This window comes from uncultured Fibrobacter sp., assembly GCF_937877005.1.
Classification (GTDB): Bacteria; Fibrobacterota; Fibrobacteria; order Fibrobacterales; family Fibrobacteraceae; genus Fibrobacter.
The window spans coordinates 1-15,925 of sequence record NZ_CALEFV010000235.1 but is presented as its reverse complement, the minus strand read 5'-3'; the positions used below and the strand labels follow the sequence as shown (position 1 = coordinate 15,925).

At 50.8% G+C, this 15,925-nt stretch carries 13 protein-coding genes and 1 tRNA gene; 9 read left to right on the top strand and 5 right to left on the bottom strand.

All coding sequences use genetic code 11. The annotated features are described in order from the left end of the window. Positions 1-257 precede the first annotated feature (257 nt). The 3 genes from orn to lgt are packed head-to-tail and all read left to right on the top strand — an operon-like array spanning position 258 to position 3,042. Positions 258-794, top strand: a complete 537-nt coding sequence (orn, locus tag Q0628_RS10390; protein WP_072799329.1) for an oligoribonuclease — start codon at positions 258-260, stop codon at positions 792-794. Positions 795-797: 3 nt separating this feature from the next. Next, positions 798-2,168 (top strand): penicillin-binding transpeptidase domain-containing protein, encoded by a 1,371-nt coding sequence (locus Q0628_RS10385; protein ID WP_298770766.1) that lies wholly within the window; start codon positions 798-800, stop codon positions 2,166-2,168. Between the two features lies 1 nt (position 2,169). Next, positions 2,170-3,042 (top strand): prolipoprotein diacylglyceryl transferase, encoded by an 873-nt coding sequence (gene lgt / locus Q0628_RS10380; protein WP_298770764.1) that lies wholly within the window; start codon positions 2,170-2,172, stop codon positions 3,040-3,042. A 41-nt stretch (positions 3,043-3,083) separates the two neighbouring features. Here lgt and Q0628_RS10375 read toward each other — a convergent pair whose 3' ends face one another. The 5 genes from Q0628_RS10375 to Q0628_RS10355 all read right to left on the bottom strand — a co-directional run bounded on the left by Q0628_RS10375 (position 3,084) and on the right by Q0628_RS10355 (position 7,870). Then, complete coding sequence (locus Q0628_RS10375) at positions 3,084-4,412, bottom strand: TldD/PmbA family protein (protein ID WP_298770762.1); 1,329 nt, start codon at positions 4,410-4,412, stop codon at positions 3,084-3,086. Further along, entirely contained in the window at positions 4,412-4,648 is a 237-nt protein-coding gene (locus Q0628_RS10370) for a helix-turn-helix domain-containing protein (protein ID WP_298770760.1), read from the bottom strand. The genes Q0628_RS10375 and Q0628_RS10370 overlap by 1 nt, the downstream gene beginning before the upstream one ends. 24 nt (positions 4,649-4,672) lie before the next feature. Next, a complete protein-coding gene (locus Q0628_RS10365) occupies positions 4,673-6,235 on the bottom strand; it encodes a hypothetical protein (RefSeq protein ID WP_298770757.1) in 1,563 nt (520 codons plus the stop codon). 46 nt (positions 6,236-6,281) lie between these two features. Continuing rightward, positions 6,282-6,354: transfer RNA gene (locus Q0628_RS10360), tRNA-Arg, on the bottom strand. 55 nt (positions 6,355-6,409) lie between these two features. Further along, positions 6,410-7,870, bottom strand: a complete 1,461-nt coding sequence (locus tag Q0628_RS10355; RefSeq protein WP_298770755.1) for a BamA/TamA family outer membrane protein — start codon at positions 7,868-7,870, stop codon at positions 6,410-6,412. A gap of 31 nt (positions 7,871-7,901) precedes the next feature. On the opposite strand from Q0628_RS10355, the gene Q0628_RS10350 reads away from it, so the two are divergent. The 6 genes from Q0628_RS10350 to Q0628_RS10325 all read left to right on the top strand — a co-directional run. Further along, positions 7,902-10,313 (top strand): MMPL family transporter, encoded by a 2,412-nt coding sequence (locus Q0628_RS10350; RefSeq protein WP_298770753.1) that lies wholly within the window; start codon positions 7,902-7,904, stop codon positions 10,311-10,313. After that, positions 10,294-11,487 carry a pyridoxal phosphate-dependent aminotransferase gene (locus tag Q0628_RS10345; RefSeq protein ID WP_298770751.1) on the top strand — a complete coding sequence of 398 codons (1,194 nt, stop codon included), beginning with the start codon at positions 10,294-10,296 and terminating at the stop codon, positions 11,485-11,487. Before Q0628_RS10350 ends, Q0628_RS10345 begins: the two co-directional genes overlap by 20 nt. Positions 11,488-11,500: 13 nt before the next feature. After that, the gene (locus tag Q0628_RS10340) at positions 11,501-13,588 is read left to right on the top strand and encodes an ATP-binding cassette domain-containing protein (protein ID WP_298770749.1); all 2,088 of its coding nucleotides are present in this window, start codon (positions 11,501-11,503) and stop codon (positions 13,586-13,588) included. Next, positions 13,585-15,090, top strand: a complete 1,506-nt coding sequence (locus tag Q0628_RS10335; RefSeq protein ID WP_298770747.1) for a serine/threonine-protein kinase — start codon at positions 13,585-13,587, stop codon at positions 15,088-15,090. Before Q0628_RS10340 ends, Q0628_RS10335 begins: the two co-directional genes overlap by 4 nt. Before the next feature lie 91 nt (positions 15,091-15,181). Continuing rightward, a complete protein-coding gene (locus Q0628_RS10330) occupies positions 15,182-15,598 on the top strand; it encodes a YraN family protein (protein WP_298770745.1) in 417 nt (138 codons plus the stop codon). A gap of 32 nt (positions 15,599-15,630) precedes the next feature. Next, a partial coding sequence (locus Q0628_RS10325; RefSeq protein ID WP_298770743.1) for a Sua5/YciO/YrdC/YwlC family protein occupies positions 15,631-15,925 on the top strand: 295 nt, incomplete at its 3' end.

The window sequence follows — 15,925 nt, the reverse complement described above, 5'->3', positions numbered from 1 at the left end:
CGTATTGCCGAGGGCGGAAACGCACCCCATACCTGTAATTACAACTTCTTCCATAATGTGCCCAAATATAGAAAAAAACAAAACTTACAGAGTGCTATTTTATTTTTAATTTTTAGAAATATACTACAAAAAGAATACATTTTTATCACAAAACCAAAATATCCCATTCACGGCAAAAAATGCGTTTTCGCCCCGCTTTCCACTTTTAAAAAAAGATCTCCCCTAGATATTTCTAAATTACGCCCATCATGGCAAGAATTAAAAGCGCACCGAACCTCGTCTGGATGGACCTCGAAATGTCGGGTCTTGAGCCGGAGAGGGACGTCATTCTCGAAATCGCGACGATAGTCACCGACCCGAACTTGAATATTTTGGCCGAAGGGCCTGTATTGGCGATTCATCAGACCGAGAACATTTTTGAAGGCATGGATGACTGGAACAAACGGCACCACACCCAAAGCGGGCTTGTGGAACGCTGCCGCAAGTCCACCCTCACCATGGCCGACGCCGACAAGATGACGCTCGACTTCATCAAGCCCTTCACCACCGAACGCGGAAACGTGCTCTGCGGGAATTCCATTACGCAGGACAGGCGTTTTCTGTACAAGTACATGCCGCTTTTGACCGGCTGGCTGAACTACAGGAACATCGACGTGAGTTCCATCAAGGAACTGACCTTCCGCTGGTACCCTGACTTACCAGAATTCCAGAAAATGGAAAAGCACCAGGCACTGGACGATATCCGCGAAAGCATTGCCGAACTCCAGTACTACCGCAAGACGATCTTTAAGTAAAACATGGACTACAACAACTATCAACCGCGCAAACGCCTCCCCTACGCCGTTAGAATCCGGAACCGCATCATAGCTTTTTCCCTATTCATGGGCATTTGCGCACTGATGGGCACCTGTATTTTCGGTGGCGAAGATTACACCGCTGAAGCATCCAGCGATGACATTGAAAATGTCCGCGACACACTCGACACGAACGAAAATATCGCCGTCAATTCTGCCGAACAATCGGAACAGCCGTACCCGGAAAAAAGTATTTTTCCGAAAGTCGATTCAGAGGATCTAGAAAACACACGAAACGCAGTCACGGCCACAGTTTCCCCTGAAACACCACCCCCCGAGATAGAAGTCATCGACAGCACGCACATCAAGGCCCAGAAAGACGTTTTCCTGGCCGAAAAGATCGACAACCTGTTACGCCGTTTCCGCCCCGAGCACGCGATTATATTGATGGTGGACCCAAAGAGCAACGAGATTATCGCCTGGGGTGAACGCCGCCACAACCACGTGCAGGAAAAACCGGACTATTTCATCAAGAACACCTTCCCTGCCGCGTCGCTTGCCAAGACGATTACAATTGCCGCCGCCATGGAAAGCAACCGATACTCGCTCACGAGCGAAATTCCGATGATCGGTGCAAGCCACACGCTTTACAGGAACCAATTGCGCGTAAAAGACGGATTCAAGGGACCTTTCATCCAGATGCAGGACGCCTACGCAAAATCCGCAAACCCGCCGCTCGCCCTAATAGGCATGAATGTGGGCGCAGACCGTCTAAAATCGGCCGCCAAGAAACTCGGCTACAACATGAACTTTCCCGCCGGGCTCCCCGGACGCTCCGTATACGCACCACCTGACACCGGTTACGGACTCGCCGAGGCAAGCTGCGGATTCACCGAAGCGACAACTCTCACACCGCTCCTGGCCGCCGCCCAGGTTCGCGCCATTCTCACGAAACAGCCTCTGGAAATTCCCTGGGCAAACAACCTCGGCGGTTACGCACCCAAGAGCCGTATCGCCCTCGATGTCGGCAAGTTCACCGACAACACTTACTACGGGCTACGAGAAGCGATGGTTCGTTCGGTAACACACGGCACCGCTCGCAAAAACATTTCAACCAAACACATGGCACGCAAGAACTTTAACGCGCTCACGATTGGCGGAAAGACAGGATCACTCGACGGTCCCGATCCGCACGGGCGCTACGAATGGTTCATGGGTTTTGCCCAATCCAAGGAAGATCCGAGCAAGGCCGTAGTGCTCGTAATCATGCAGGTTCACGACTTGCAAGGAATGCGATCGCAGCCAGCCACGCAGGTCGCCGGAATGCTCTTTAATTACTGGGCTCATCAGTATTTACCCAAACAAGGAAAGTAAAATGGAACCAACATGGTGGAACCTAATCCCTTCTTATTTTGACGGAACGGCCTTTACGCTCGGGAGCTTCCCGGTGCGCTGGTACGGCATCATGTACATTTTCGCCTTCGTGACAGGCTACCTCACGCTGATGCACGTGAACAAGAAAGAAAAGCTGGGCTACACCAAGGACCAGTTCGACAGCCTGTTCACCTGGATTATCGCAGGCATCATCATCGGCGCACGCCTGGGCTACGTGTTCTTCTACAAGCCGGGCTACTACCTCGCAAACCCGACCGAAATCATTTTCCCGATGACCCACGATGCGCTCGGCTACCACTTTACAGGCATTTCGGGCATGAGCTACCACGGCGGCATGATTCTCGGCACGATTTTCACCTACATCGGCCTCAAACGCAACAAGATGAAAGTATGGGAAGGTCTGAACCTTTGCTTTATGCTTGCACCGCTCGCCTACACCTGGGGACGATTCGGCAACTTCATTAACGGTGAACTTTTTGGCGAAGTCACTACGAGCGGTATCGGTATGTGGTTTCCGCTCGCTCACGACAGTCCCATTACCAACCCGATTCTGCACCACCCGAGCCAGCTTTACGAAATGCTATTCGAGGGTGTTATCTTGTTCGCAATCTTGTACAACTTAAGACGCATTCCGCTGCTGCGCGACAAGATGCCTTGCCTGTACCTGATGGGTTACGGCTTCTTTAGATTCTTCATCGAATTTTTCCGCAGGCCCGATGCACACCTCGGCCGCGTAGACCTGTTCGGCATGAGCCGAGGACAGACGCTTTGCAGCGTCATGTTCCTGACCGGCTTAATTTGGCTGATTGTGCTAATTTACAGGCAGAAGAAAGCAGTAGGCAGTAGACAGTAGGAAGTCTGTTATTAAAAAAGGGTCCCCGTATGGGGACTTTTTTAACAGCTTACCGCAAGCTCGCTAATGGCAAGGGCAGGCACCTTCACGCTTGCGAACGGGTTGTAGTATTCGTTGCCAACTCCCACCACATTCTGGATGATGTCGAAGTAGTTGCCCGACAAGGTAACGCCATCAACAGGATGCTGGATTACACCATTTTCACACCAGAAACCGTGCGCACCGATGCTGAGTTCGCCACTTACGGAACTGCATCCGGAACTGCCTTCGAGACGCACCACCAAGAGACATTTAGGGAATAGCTTCAGGAGATCCGCAGAGGAGTACTCCCCAGCAGGAACAAGCATGTTCCAAAACGAGGTTGCCATCTTCGAGCCAAAATCGCGGGAACCATTGCCCGTCGTGGCACGACCCGCCTTAGCAGCAGTATCCAAATTGTAGAGAGCCTCGTTAAAGATGCCATCCTTGATGACTTCAACTCGACGGGTCAAACATCCCTCGGAATCGAAGAATATCTTATGGCAGAAGATTTCACCGAGCGGATCACTCCACAGCGAGAGCTTTTCGGAAGCAATTTTCTGACCTTCCTTACCGGCGAGGCGAGAGGTCCCCTTCTGCATTGACTCGGCGATGTACGGCGATGCATACATTCCCACGAATCGGCCGGAAATTCGTTCCGAGAAAACAACGGGAATCTTGCCGCCTTCGATTTTCTTCGCACCGAAAAGTTCGGTTGCATAACTTGCAGTTCTATCGGCAATTTCGGCAACGGAAAATTTGCTCCAATCGCGTTCACTCTTCACAAAATTTCCAAGTTTGCTCACACCATCGCGCACAGCAACGGCCCCCGCCCCCACAGACACGGAGTTACCCTTATCCGTATAGAAAAGGCCCTTGTGGTTTGCAACAATCGAAAAATCGCGATTCAGGTCGGCACCAAGATACGGAATGTTCTTGATGTCGATAGAACGAGAAAAAGTTTCTTTCTCAAGTTCAATGCAAAATTCCTTAAGTTCAGCCAACGTAAGTGATTCCAGCGCCGGATTGTAATCAGGATAGCCATCCGGAATCTTTGCAGGGGCGGGGAGTTCAAAGTTGACCTTCTCGGTCCACTGCGTGTGGCAAACGGCATCCTTGATTGTCTGCGCGATCGCATCCTTAGTCAAGCGTTCCGTGTGCGCATACCCCGGGCGTCCATCCTTAATCACGCGGATACCCAGCCCTACGGAATCCGATATTTCGGTATTCTGCACCTGTCCCTGAAAAACAGACAAGCCCTCGGAATGCGAATTCGAGGCAATCACGTCAAACTGTTCAGCCTCACCCTTCGCAAGGTCACACATGCAAGAAACGGCGTCAGTAATATTCATTATACATTCCTCTTCGCTTTACTGGCGAGCATGCGCCAATACGCAGCAGGGCTACCCGTCACAGATTCAAGCGCTTCAGCCAGTTCGCGGGTAATTTCAACCGTTCCCGCAATAAGGCTTTCCAAAGTTTCCATCGAAACCCCGATGCGACGGGCAAATTCCGTCTTGTCCATCTTGAGCCATTCGATACCTTCCAGAATTGCCTGCCCCGGAGTGGGCGTTCCATGCCTTGCCATTTTCTAGTCCTTAATCAAAAGTCATCAAAAATTTACTTCTTTCCAGCCATCCGCACCGAAGCGTAGGTCGCGTTCCACGAATTCCCAGATCAAGAGCTTCTTGCCCTTGAGCACGCCTGCCTTGCGGGCAAGTTTCTCGCGAACCAAAGTCGAAGCACCGCCATCGCTCACTATAGATGCAACCGGACGATTCATGTTCTTTGCGAAGTGCGCAATCCAGCCCGCGTTCACCGGCGAATCCGTCTGGTAAATGCGGCTGAAACTGTCTCCGAGAATCAAGATTTTTGCCTTGCGGAAGTCGTCTTTAAATGGAGTTTTGGTCGTATCGCGCACCACCGTAGAATCCAAGAGCGAATCTTGAGGCGGCTCGGTTCGTTCAGAAATTTCTTGCTGGTAAACCACATGACCTGTCACCTGTTGCGCCTTGAACACGCTAAACTTGTTGAGCCCGCTCATCTCGCCGATATCGCCCATGCGGTCCGCCAAAGAATCGGACTCCACATAATTCATGGACGGATCCCCGATATCAATCAAACCCGCATCGACCATCGCGTTTACCTTCTTCGCGATTTCACCCGCCGCAAGTTCAGCCCCGCGCGGAGTCCAGTGCGTGTCGTCGTTCAGGTAGAGCGGTCCAAGTTTAGCATCGTCAGCCTTCGCGGTCAGCAAGGGCGTGAACAAGTCCACCGTATTGAGCCCGAGCGAAGCTAGCGAATCAAGAATTGCCTTGCCGTGACCCAGAGAGACTGGTCTATCGAGTCCGGTCAAGCGTTCCGGATAGATACTTGGTTTACCGGGCACTATCACGATTAGGAGTTCAACCCCTTTCGCCGCGAGCTGCTTGCGGAACCGGAGTATCGCCTGAATCGGATTATCGAGTTTTGCACTATGCACGTCCAAAGGAGAAGGCTGCACAAGAAATTCAACGTCCTGCCGGTAAAACAGCCAGCGATCCGAACCAGAACCCAGAACAACCTTTTCACCGGGATCGTTAAACAAGTTCCATACCGCAAACTGATAGCACGGACGAAGTGACAGAACCAAGGCATTGTCGTCTTCCACCTTTTTTTCAAACGCCCTGAGGTAACGGCCGTTCCATACGCCATAATGCTTTACCGCAAGGAACGCACGCGTAAACGAAAAACGCCCGAACTCCCCCACGACCGCCTTCAGACTGGAATCAACCGCCCTGAAGTTCTCGGGTTCGTCTTCAAGCATCGAAAGGAGAGTGTCAGCCCGTTTCAGCAATCTGTAGTCCGCTTCTGCAGTATCAAGCTGTGCATACGCATTGACAGTCAGTGCAACCGACTCCAAATCGGAAAGGGCTCCGATGACAGGTTCTAAGGACTCCGCCACGTCGCCACCACCCGCAACGGACTCACGGGCTGCGTGCCAAGCAGTTCTCAGCCTTTCCGCACTTTTTGTCAGCTGAGATTCTCGCGCAAGAGGTGTGTAGAATAAATCCTTGAATATATCTATACTGACAAACCTCTTATCGCCTCGCATGTCCACTACGGTCTGCACCGAAAACGGGAGCAGCAGGAGCAGCGCGAACACGACAACAAAGACGACATAGATTTTTTTCACATGAAAAATATATAAAAAAGGCTGGCAGCCGTAGTTGCCAGCGAAATACCCGGATCGCGATTCGAACGCGAGTCTGATCCTTAGGAGGGACCCGTTCTATCCAACTGAACTATCCAGGCTAATTTCGGCTCAAATATAGTAAAAAATTTTCATTCAAGGGAAATTCTTTGCAAACTATCTGAATTCAGGAGCAATCGTCATCACTACATTTACGCCATGAATGCCATGAAAGCCCAGCTGCAATCTGAAAAGATACATGTTCGGTTGGCGAACGCGAATGCCGAATCCCCAGGAATTGTAATAGTTCGAAAAACTCCACTTGTCTATTTTCGGGGAAATCATAGCATATTCATCAAAAAGAACACCATCAACAAAACGGTCCACCGGCCAACGGTATTCCATACTGAAAGACATTAGGTTATGGGTTGACCATCCAGAAGAATAACCGCGCAACGGCGTACGGGCATTCAAGCTCACAAAGGCATTATAGGGCGCCCCCCCCTCTTCCATTTCCCAAATATTGATCATGCGGAACTGCATGGCAATGACGCGACGTTCGAAGAGCGTATTGCGCACCTGTTCCGGTTTCCAGACACGCATCATCTGCTCCCATGAAAAATCGGTATAGAAGCGCCTATTCTGACGAGCTTCCTTTGCAGACAAAATATAATTTTGCGAGGACCCTAGCAGAAAATAGTGCTGGTACAAGAATGTGGTCTGGAAGTAATCATGATTCTTTCCACCATCTTCAATTTCCGGAGAATCATAAAGGAGCGGATCCTGCCCCAAATCTTCGTAAGTCACACCACTATAACGACTAATAAAGTAATAGGTTCCCGTCACTCCAAAACGGTTTCCCCTAGACGGGGCATAAGAATAGTCGAGATCGTCATAAACCACAGAAAGTTCAACCGGCACCTGAATCATATCCTGGTAAAGGCCCCTATCCTCGATAGGATAATCCGGACTGATCAGAATGGAATCGACAATGTCCGGATGGCTTGCCTGGTTAATATAGAGCGAAGTCTGCAGTTCAACATTCCAGTTGGTTAACAAGGGTAACGGCATTCCCAATCTCCATGTCACCTTGAAGGAAGAATCCGGTTGCAGGAAGGAATTCTTGGTTTCGGGAATAATGAAATGATTGTCGCGGTTCAGATTCATGTCCAATCTGATTCCACCAAAGAGTGGCGTTCCCAAAAGTGCCTGCTTGGTATAGCGCAGGACAACATCGATATCGCCATTGGCAAAATAGCTCGGTTGCAGAACAAGATAGTCACGGCTAAAGATGAGACTTCGGTGCCGATAGTTCATGCCAATCATGGTCGAAGCACCCGGTTTGAAGTTGAATCCGGGATAGATGAGGATGTTATTGTCCTCACCAAATGTAATCAAGTCCACTGACTTTTCGATAATTCCGTTCTTGAAGGCATAATCGACCGGAGCAGAAAACGGAAAGACGAGCGCATTCAATGTCGGCTGTACGATATGTTCGAAAGACCAACCCAGAATTCCCGGACCTGAAGACGACGTTTCTTCAGTTTCTGTCTTGGTAGAATCTTCCTGCGCATGCGCAAGACAGACGCAAAGGAGCAATGCGCCTATAAGCCTTCCAAAACACGAACGAGATGACATACGCCCCCCAATTTATAATTATATTAGTTCCATGTTTTCCGTATTCGCAAAAATTATACAGCGGATAGCCCATTATCCGAAAGCGGTCATCGCTCTCTTTTCGGTTTTAACCCTTTTAAGCATTTATCCTATCGAAAATCTGCGCTGGGAATTGCAGTTGCAGGACATGTTAAACGGAAAAGAAGTTCAGGCGGACTACCGCACGATCGAAGAATCTTTCGGTGGACTAGGTAGTCTTACAGTCGTCGTCCAATCCGCTGATAGCGCGAAAAACTATCAATTTGCAGATTCGCTTGCAAAAAAATTGGAAAATGACCCCTCCGTCCACTATGTCGAATACACGGCTGACCTCGACTTTTTCAAGAAGAACCGACTGCTCTACGCGAACGAATCGGATATCGACAATGTCGTCTCCTTTATCGACAGCCTCAAGAATGCGCAGATTATCAAGAATAACCCGTTCATCGTCGACCTACAGGATGCGGAACCCGCTGCAGATTCCACCGAAAACAAGACGGGAATCATTGAAGAAATCGAAGAAAAGTATTTCAAGAACCTACAGCAGAGCTTTTCGAACTCGAACGGGACTATTCGCGTCATAGACATATACCCCGCCCACACGCTGTCCGACCTCCAGGCGAACAGAAAACTCTACAACAAGGTCAAGGATTTCGTCGAAGCCAACGGTTCGGGCATCAATGTTCTTTATACAGGAAAGGTGTTCAAGTCGATCCAGACCGGGCGCATGCTCCTGCCCGAAGCCAAATTCGCAGGAAAGATGGCCGCCCTCCTCATATTCATTCTCCTCCTGATTAATTTTTTCAAGCAGCCCCAGCTGATATTCGTATCGGCCATTCCTATTGCCCTCCCAACCATATTCACGCTTGCCCTAGCCTTTCTACTATTCGGCCGCATCAACCTGTTTACGCTTTCGCTCGGTCTCCTGCTGCCGGGACACGCTAGCCAAATCATTTCACACGTCTATACGCGCTACTTCCATGAGCGTATCCAGAAGTTGAGTCCGGCACTCTGTATTGAGAGCGCACTACTCGGCATCGGCCCGGTCGTCGCCGCCTCCTCCCTCGTCATCGCCTTCCTGTTTGTAGCCTTCATTCTCGTCCCACTTCCGGGCATCCGCGAATTCGGCATTCTCGGAGCCGCCGGTTCACTCATGAACCTGGCCGTCTGTCCCCTTCTCACGACATCGCTCCTGCTGATCACTCAGCGCAAGAAACCGTTCAGTATCCATTTCCGTCCTCTAGAACCCAAACGCCGCCACCGCCTGTTTCCAAACAAGGTCAACTGGATCATTATCGTTTCGATCAGTATCGCGAGTTCTATCGGTTGGATCTACAGCGGAGCAAATCTGAAATTTCTCTACGACTTTAGTAAGACCGAATTGCAAATCGACGAAAAGGAAGTTCAGGCTCTGATCGACGAGACCGGTTTCTCGACTTACGACCCCATTATCGTCATGCTGCCCGATTCCTCATACAATGACGATCTATTGCACGATTTCGAATCGGAACAGAAAGAGGGAAACATTCCCGACCTCGCCAGAATCTACACACAGTATCAATTCCTGCCCAAGCTGTCCCAGAACAAGCGCAGGCAAATCGAGACTCTTAAATCCATGCTGAGCGACGATATTCTGGCACAACTCAGTTCGTCGGACAGTGCATCCATAGTCGAGATGCTCGGCAACTACGAAAACGACATCCGCGAATTTGAGCTATCTGAAAACATCACTCGCAAATTTTCCGACAAGAAGGGCAACTCCGGCATATTCGCCTTTATCATTCCGGCTACAAATCCCGACAACGGTCTCACCTGCCGCCATATTGCAAATCAGCTCAAGCGGCTTGACGGAATTCACAACAAGAAGTTCAAAACCTACGGGACCCCCATCATGAGGGCATCCATTCTCGATACTATTCTCGGAAATGTAGACAAATCCATCATTCTCGGAACCATACTGCTCTGCCTAGTCCTCCTTTCGTTCTACAACAAGCTGAGCCGAGCCTTCTTTACACTGCTGCCCGCACTTTTTGCCATGAGTTGGGTCACCATTCTCGTACACCTGCTCAACATCCAGATTTCGGCCTACGGTTCCATCGCATTCGTGCTCCTGATAGGCGTAAGCGTCGACGGATCCCTACAGCTCTGGTCGTCCTACTACGAAAAGCAGAGCGGAACCGCCTGGACCGTCATGCAACAAAAATACCTTTCACTCCTGGTCGCTCAGGGAGCTTCGTTCATAGGAGCTCTCGCCATGCTACTCTCATCGCATCCTGGAATACACAGCCTAGGTTTAATCGTCATCATTGGGCTCGTTTGTATTTTTGTTTCGCAATTTACAATCTACCCCCTGATCGCAAGCACCTTAGACGCTTACCGAATTTACAAGAAGGCAAAAGCTAGACATGAAAAATTTATCCACTAGGACATTGAATATTGCAGCATCGCTCACCGTCGCTATCGACACGCTTGCCAAGCAAATGATTGCCGACGGAAAGGACATCGTGAGCCTAGGTGCAGGCGAACCCGATTTTCCGACACCGACACCGATACAGGACGCCGCCTGCAAAGCCATCCGCGAAGGCAAAACACGCTACACAGCTCCCGTAGGAATCCTCGAAGTCCGCAAGGCCGTTGCCCAAAAGCTGAAAGTCGAAAACGGACTCGATTACAAACCCGAACAGATTATCATGACTAGCGGTGCAAAACACGCCGTATTCAACGCTCTCGCTGCCCTGGTGAACGAAGGTGACGAAGTCATTATTCCCTCCCCCTACTGGGTTACCTATCCGGAACTCGTAAAATGGCTCGGTGGGAAACCGGTGATTGTAAGCACCAAGATCGAAGACGGATTCAAGCTCAGGCCCGAAGACCTGGAAAAAGCCTGCACGGAACACACCAAAGCCATTCTACTGAACAATCCCTGCAACCCGACCGGAGCCGTTTACGACAAGTCTGAACTCGAAGCCCTTTCAAAGGTAATCGTCAAGAACGACCTCTACTGCATTTCCGACGAGGTCTACGAATATTTTGTCTATGGCACGGAATTCTGTTCTGCAGCAGCCTTCCCCGGCATGGCCGAACGGACCATAGTCATCAACGGTTTTTCAAAATCGCACTGCATGACCGGCTGGCGCATCGGTTACGATGCTGCCCCTGCAGAAATTGCAAAGATCATTGGCAAAATCCAGGGACAGGCTACGCACCACCCGAGCAACGTGGCTCAATACGCCGCACTCGGAGCTCTGCAAATGGACAAGTCAAACGTTCATGCGATGCAGGCGGCATTCCTGAAGCGCCGCGACTATATGCTGAAGCGTACCGCCGAAGTGTTGCCGGAACCCTGCCGCACTCCTGAAGGAGCCTTCTACCTTTTTGCACCGGTCAAGAGTTTCTACGGAAAGAAAACCCCCGAGGGAAAATCCATCGGCGGGTCCATCGAGCTTTGCGAATACCTGCTGCAGTCGCAGAGACTCGCCATCGTGCCAGGAGCAGCCTTCGGAGATGACAGCTGCGTGCGTTTTTCCTATGCCGCAAGCGACGAAACCCTGCAGAAGGCCTGCGACCGATTCATCAAGGGACTGAAAGAACTCCGCTAAAGACTCTCTGCCCATGCAGTCGTTCAGAATCGTCACTCCGGATAAGGGAAGAACCTTTACGATAGGTCGCAAGGAAGGCAATAGCCTGGTCCTCGACAACCCCATGGTATCGAGGAATCATGCGAAGCTTGATTTTGCGGATGGCCGGTGGACCCTGCAGAGCCTGACGCAGAACAGCGTTACCCAGGTGAATGGTTGCGATATCGAGACAAGAGTCCTCGAAGATGGTGATGTTCTACTGATTGGTCCATTGCAGTTACGCGCGACAATCAAGAATGGACATCTGCAACTGTTACTGATGGATTCGGTCGAACGCGACCTAGTTCAGTCCAAGGCAATCGGCAAGGAGTGGACGGACCTTGACGACCTTCACATGAATTTGCCCGAAAACACCCGTGTACGCACACTCCAGAACGGCAAGGTCGAAATCCGCCTCAAGGACAAGGTCGTCGGAGCGACAGGCAAGGCAAGCCGCGTTCTGGAACTTTCGGAAAACGAGACCATTAAATTTCCCGGCTGCATGCTCCAATATGCAAGCGGCGAACTCACCTGCAAGAACCTTCCGCTCGGTTTTGACGTAGATATCCGAAATCTCGATGTCTATGCCGGCAAGAAAATGCTTCTGGGCGGAGTCAACTTTACACTTCCCGCAGGCGAAATTCTCGCCATTATCGGTCGATCGGGACAAGGAAAGTCAACCTTGCTGCGTCTATTGCAGGGAACCCACCGCTGCGGCGAGGGTTCCAGCGTCCGCATCGGATCGATGGATTACCGCAACACCGAAATCCGTAAGTACATTGCATTCCTTGAGCAGGACCCCCTGCTGCGATGCGACCTTACCGTCAGGGAAACACTTCTTGACGGGGCTAGAATCGGCATGAGCAAGAGCGATTACAGGAAAAACGCTATCGGGCGACTCGAAAAGTTCTCGGAACTTTTCGGGCTGAGCGAGCGACTCGATCATAGCGTCAAGACGCTCAGCGGCGGTGAATCCCGCCGAGTCGCCCTCGCAAAGGAACTCATGGGAAATCAGGGACTGATCGTCCTCGACGAGCCCCTATCGGGCCTGGACCCCTACAACTCCAAGATTCTCTGCACGCACCTCAAGCAGCTAGCCTTCCTTGGTCACACGGTCATCCTCACGACCCATAGCTACGAAGCACTCGAGATTGCAAACAGGGTTCTCGTGCTACACCAGGGCGAACAGGCTTTCTACGGAACCCCCGAAGAAGCCTACCGCTACTTCGAAAGTGACGATCCCGAAAAAATCCTCGCAGGCCTAAACGACGAAACCGCCACGCAATGGAAAAAGCTCTTCGAAAAGCGCGAAACCCTTCCCGAGGCTCTTTCAAACGAACAGGCATGTCGCAGCTATTTTCCAAAGACAAACATTTCCCCCGTTTTTGCCTACAAGATAGGCCTCACGGCAAAACAATGGTTCCGCGACCGAGGAAAATTCCTCACACTCCTGCTACAACCCCTTATCATCGGATTCCTCTTCTCGCAGATTTTCTCCGAGCTTTCGTCTCTCTGGATCGTTGCCTTCGCACTCATCCTTTCGGCGAACTGGCTTTCCCTTTCGCTCTCCATCCGCGAAATCGTCCAGGAAAAGGAAATTCTGCAGACCGAATTCCGCAAAGGGGCTCCTGTTCTGCAGACGCTCCTGGCTAAGGTGTTTCTACCTACCGTCGTCGCCTGGGCGCAGACACTCGTCGTCTTCGCCTTTGTCAATTTCAGAATTTCCGTTTCTTTCCAGCCGCTCCTTTTACTTTCGATCCTGCTCATGGTTCTCCCGCCCGTTGCCGTGGCACTTGCAGTCAGTTCCTTCGCACGCAACTCCGGCCAGGCAAACGCCCTGCTTCCCCTGCTTATCATTCCGCAGGTGGCCCTTGCCGGTGCCCTCGTTCCCCTAGACCAGATGCTTCCCATTGGCAGAGCGCTATCGACCGTCATATGGTCTCGCTACAACCAGAACAACCTCCTGAACCTATTCCTGGAGCGAACAGACCCTATTTCGAATACCATTGCCGTACTCGCCATCACTTTATGTTTTTATATTGTGGTTGCTATAAAACTTAACTGTTCAAAAAAAGCAAGATGATCGCACCCCAGAGACCTGAAATATTCCCGCGCCCCTTTAACGAAAACTACGACCTGCTCGGCACCCTAGGCAAGGGAGGCATGGGCAATGTCTACAAGGCTCTCGACAAAAGGCTCAAACGCGAAGTCGCTTTCAAGATCCTGGACGCCTCATCCGACGAGGAAGCAATCAAGCGTTTCTACATGGAAGCGCAGGCAATGAAGGAACTGGACCACCAGAATATCGTCCATGTTTTTGACTTCGGTCAGCAAAACAACCAGCTCTTTATCGCGATGACCTATGTCGAAGGGACCAACCTTGCCGACATCCTGCACAACAAGGAACAGCTTTCGTTCGAAGCCATCGAGGTCATCATCCGCCAGATTGCACGCGGACTTCTTTATGCACATGGCAAGGGAATCGTCCACCGCGACGTGAAACCCTCAAACATCATGCTCACGCGAGACAACCGCGTGTACATCATGGATTTCGGCATTTCGTACATTCAGGAAATGGAAAAGGACCGTCTCACACGCACAGGCATGACCATGGGAACTCCCGAATACATGAGTCCCGAACAGTGCCACGGTGACAATGTAACGATTCAATCCGACATCTACAGCATGGGCGTGATTCTTTACGAAATGACCTGCGGACGCCTTCCCTTCGAAGGGAGCCGCCCCGTCGAAATAGCCCTGAAACATGTACAGGAACCGCCTCCGGCACCGGAACTTTTCCGCAAGGATATGCCTAAAGGACTCTCTGAGCTGATTCTCAAGTGCCTCAAGAAAAAACTGAACGAAAGATTCCACGACATGCAGGAATTTCTGGACTCCTGCGACCAGGTCTTTCCGCTCGACAAGAACCAGTCGTCTCGTCCGACCATGGGACACACGCTGCTTCGCCGCCACACGGCCTCGATTACCGAGATGGCAAGCAAAATTTCTCCGCGAGCCCGTATGCTTCAGAAAAAGCTCACGGCACTAGCGATTTTCATATTCCCGCTCATCATCATGCTCCTCATTCTGCTGATGCTCACGCACAAGCCCGAAAGTACCTTGCGCGAAATGGAGTGGAGCGATGCCCTTGGCAACTACGAAACGAAGGCTCTCGAGGTCGAAGAGACCAACGGATACCCTCTTTCTAACCTAAACGACAACGATCTTAAGACGGCCTGGCTCTATACGATGCCGCAGAAGCCGCAGAATCCCATACTCACGCTGTACTTCGACGGCAATGTCATCGTGACCCATTTCGGCATCGCCGTCGGTTACCAGAAATCCGTCGACGACGCCTTCGGCGACCGATTCCGCATTTTCAAGAAACCGAAGACCATCACGATCGAGACAAAGGATGGATTCAAGCAGAAGGTTACACTCGACAATATCCGCGGCATGCAGTACCCGAATATTCAGGCTATCGAGACTTCGGAACTGAAAATCTATCTCGACAATGTCTACGAGGGCGAAAACGACGACTTCGCCATTTCCGAAATACGCCTGCTAGGCATGGAATTGCCGTAATTCGGCAATTCCTTAATATATCATTTCCTATATCTAACAAACTAACGCACATTCATTCTTGCGTGTTCTTCGACGATTAAGGAAAACTGATATGCTAAAACGAAAAAAATGCAAAACAAGCAACCGTCCCAAAGGAAACTTCATTGAAAGCCTTGCCGCAGCATATCTCCGGCGCGAAGGTTATCAGATTATTGCCCGCAATTACGCCTATCAGGGTGGTGAACTCGACATTGTCGCTAAAATCAACGAAACGATCATCTTCGTAGAAGTCAAATCCGTCTGGAACAACCAGCAGGGCAATCCTGCTGCACGTGTCAACGCACTCAAGCAAAGAAAAATCTGGAAAACCGCCTGTCATTTCCTATTCACGCAAAAAGAACATGCCCCGAAAGGTTTCGAGCAACCCTGTCGTTTTGACGTACTGAGCACGAGAGTCTATCAAAAGCCAATCCAGTTCCAGCATTTCAAGAATGCTTTCGAAGGGACTCATGTCATTCCGGAGACCTGAACATAAAGGTGCGAGTATGCTATATTTTCGCCATGCGTTTTGAAGTTCACCCAGTAAATCCGCAAGCAAGAATCGTGAAGCTTGCCGCTGCCGCCCTCGAAGACGACGGTCTTGTTCTTTACCCCACTGAATCTGGTTACGCGATTGGCTGCAATGCCGAATCGCCCAAGGCAATCCACAAGCTTTATGCCCTCAAGAAGCCGATGAAGAAGTTCTTCATGGCGCTCATCATTCCGGACATTCGCAAGGCGACCGACTACGCCCGAGTCGATAACTTCGCATTCAACATCATGAAGCCGCGCGTGCCCGGGCCGTACACCTTTATTT

Coding starts and splice junctions, on each gene's coding strand:
- Q0628_RS10370 (WP_298770760.1), bottom strand. CDS start 4,648: ATGGCAAGGCATGGAACGCCCACTCCGGGGCAGGCAATTCTGGAAGGT.
- lgt (WP_298770764.1), top strand. CDS start 2,170: ATGGAACCAACATGGTGGAACCTAATCCCTTCTTATTTTGACGGAACG.
- Q0628_RS10340 (WP_298770749.1), top strand. CDS start 11,501: ATGCAGTCGTTCAGAATCGTCACTCCGGATAAGGGAAGAACCTTTACG.
- Q0628_RS10350 (WP_298770753.1), top strand. CDS start 7,902: ATGTTTTCCGTATTCGCAAAAATTATACAGCGGATAGCCCATTATCCG.
- Q0628_RS10345 (WP_298770751.1), top strand. CDS start 10,294: ATGAAAAATTTATCCACTAGGACATTGAATATTGCAGCATCGCTCACC.
- Q0628_RS10335 (WP_298770747.1), top strand. CDS start 13,585: ATGATCGCACCCCAGAGACCTGAAATATTCCCGCGCCCCTTTAACGAA.
- Q0628_RS10375 (WP_298770762.1), bottom strand. CDS start 4,412: ATGAATATTACTGACGCCGTTTCTTGCATGTGTGACCTTGCGAAGGGT.
- Q0628_RS10330 (WP_298770745.1), top strand. CDS start 15,182: ATGCTAAAACGAAAAAAATGCAAAACAAGCAACCGTCCCAAAGGAAAC.
- Q0628_RS10385 (WP_298770766.1), top strand. CDS start 798: ATGGACTACAACAACTATCAACCGCGCAAACGCCTCCCCTACGCCGTT.
- Q0628_RS10355 (WP_298770755.1), bottom strand. CDS start 7,870: ATGTCATCTCGTTCGTGTTTTGGAAGGCTTATAGGCGCATTGCTCCTT.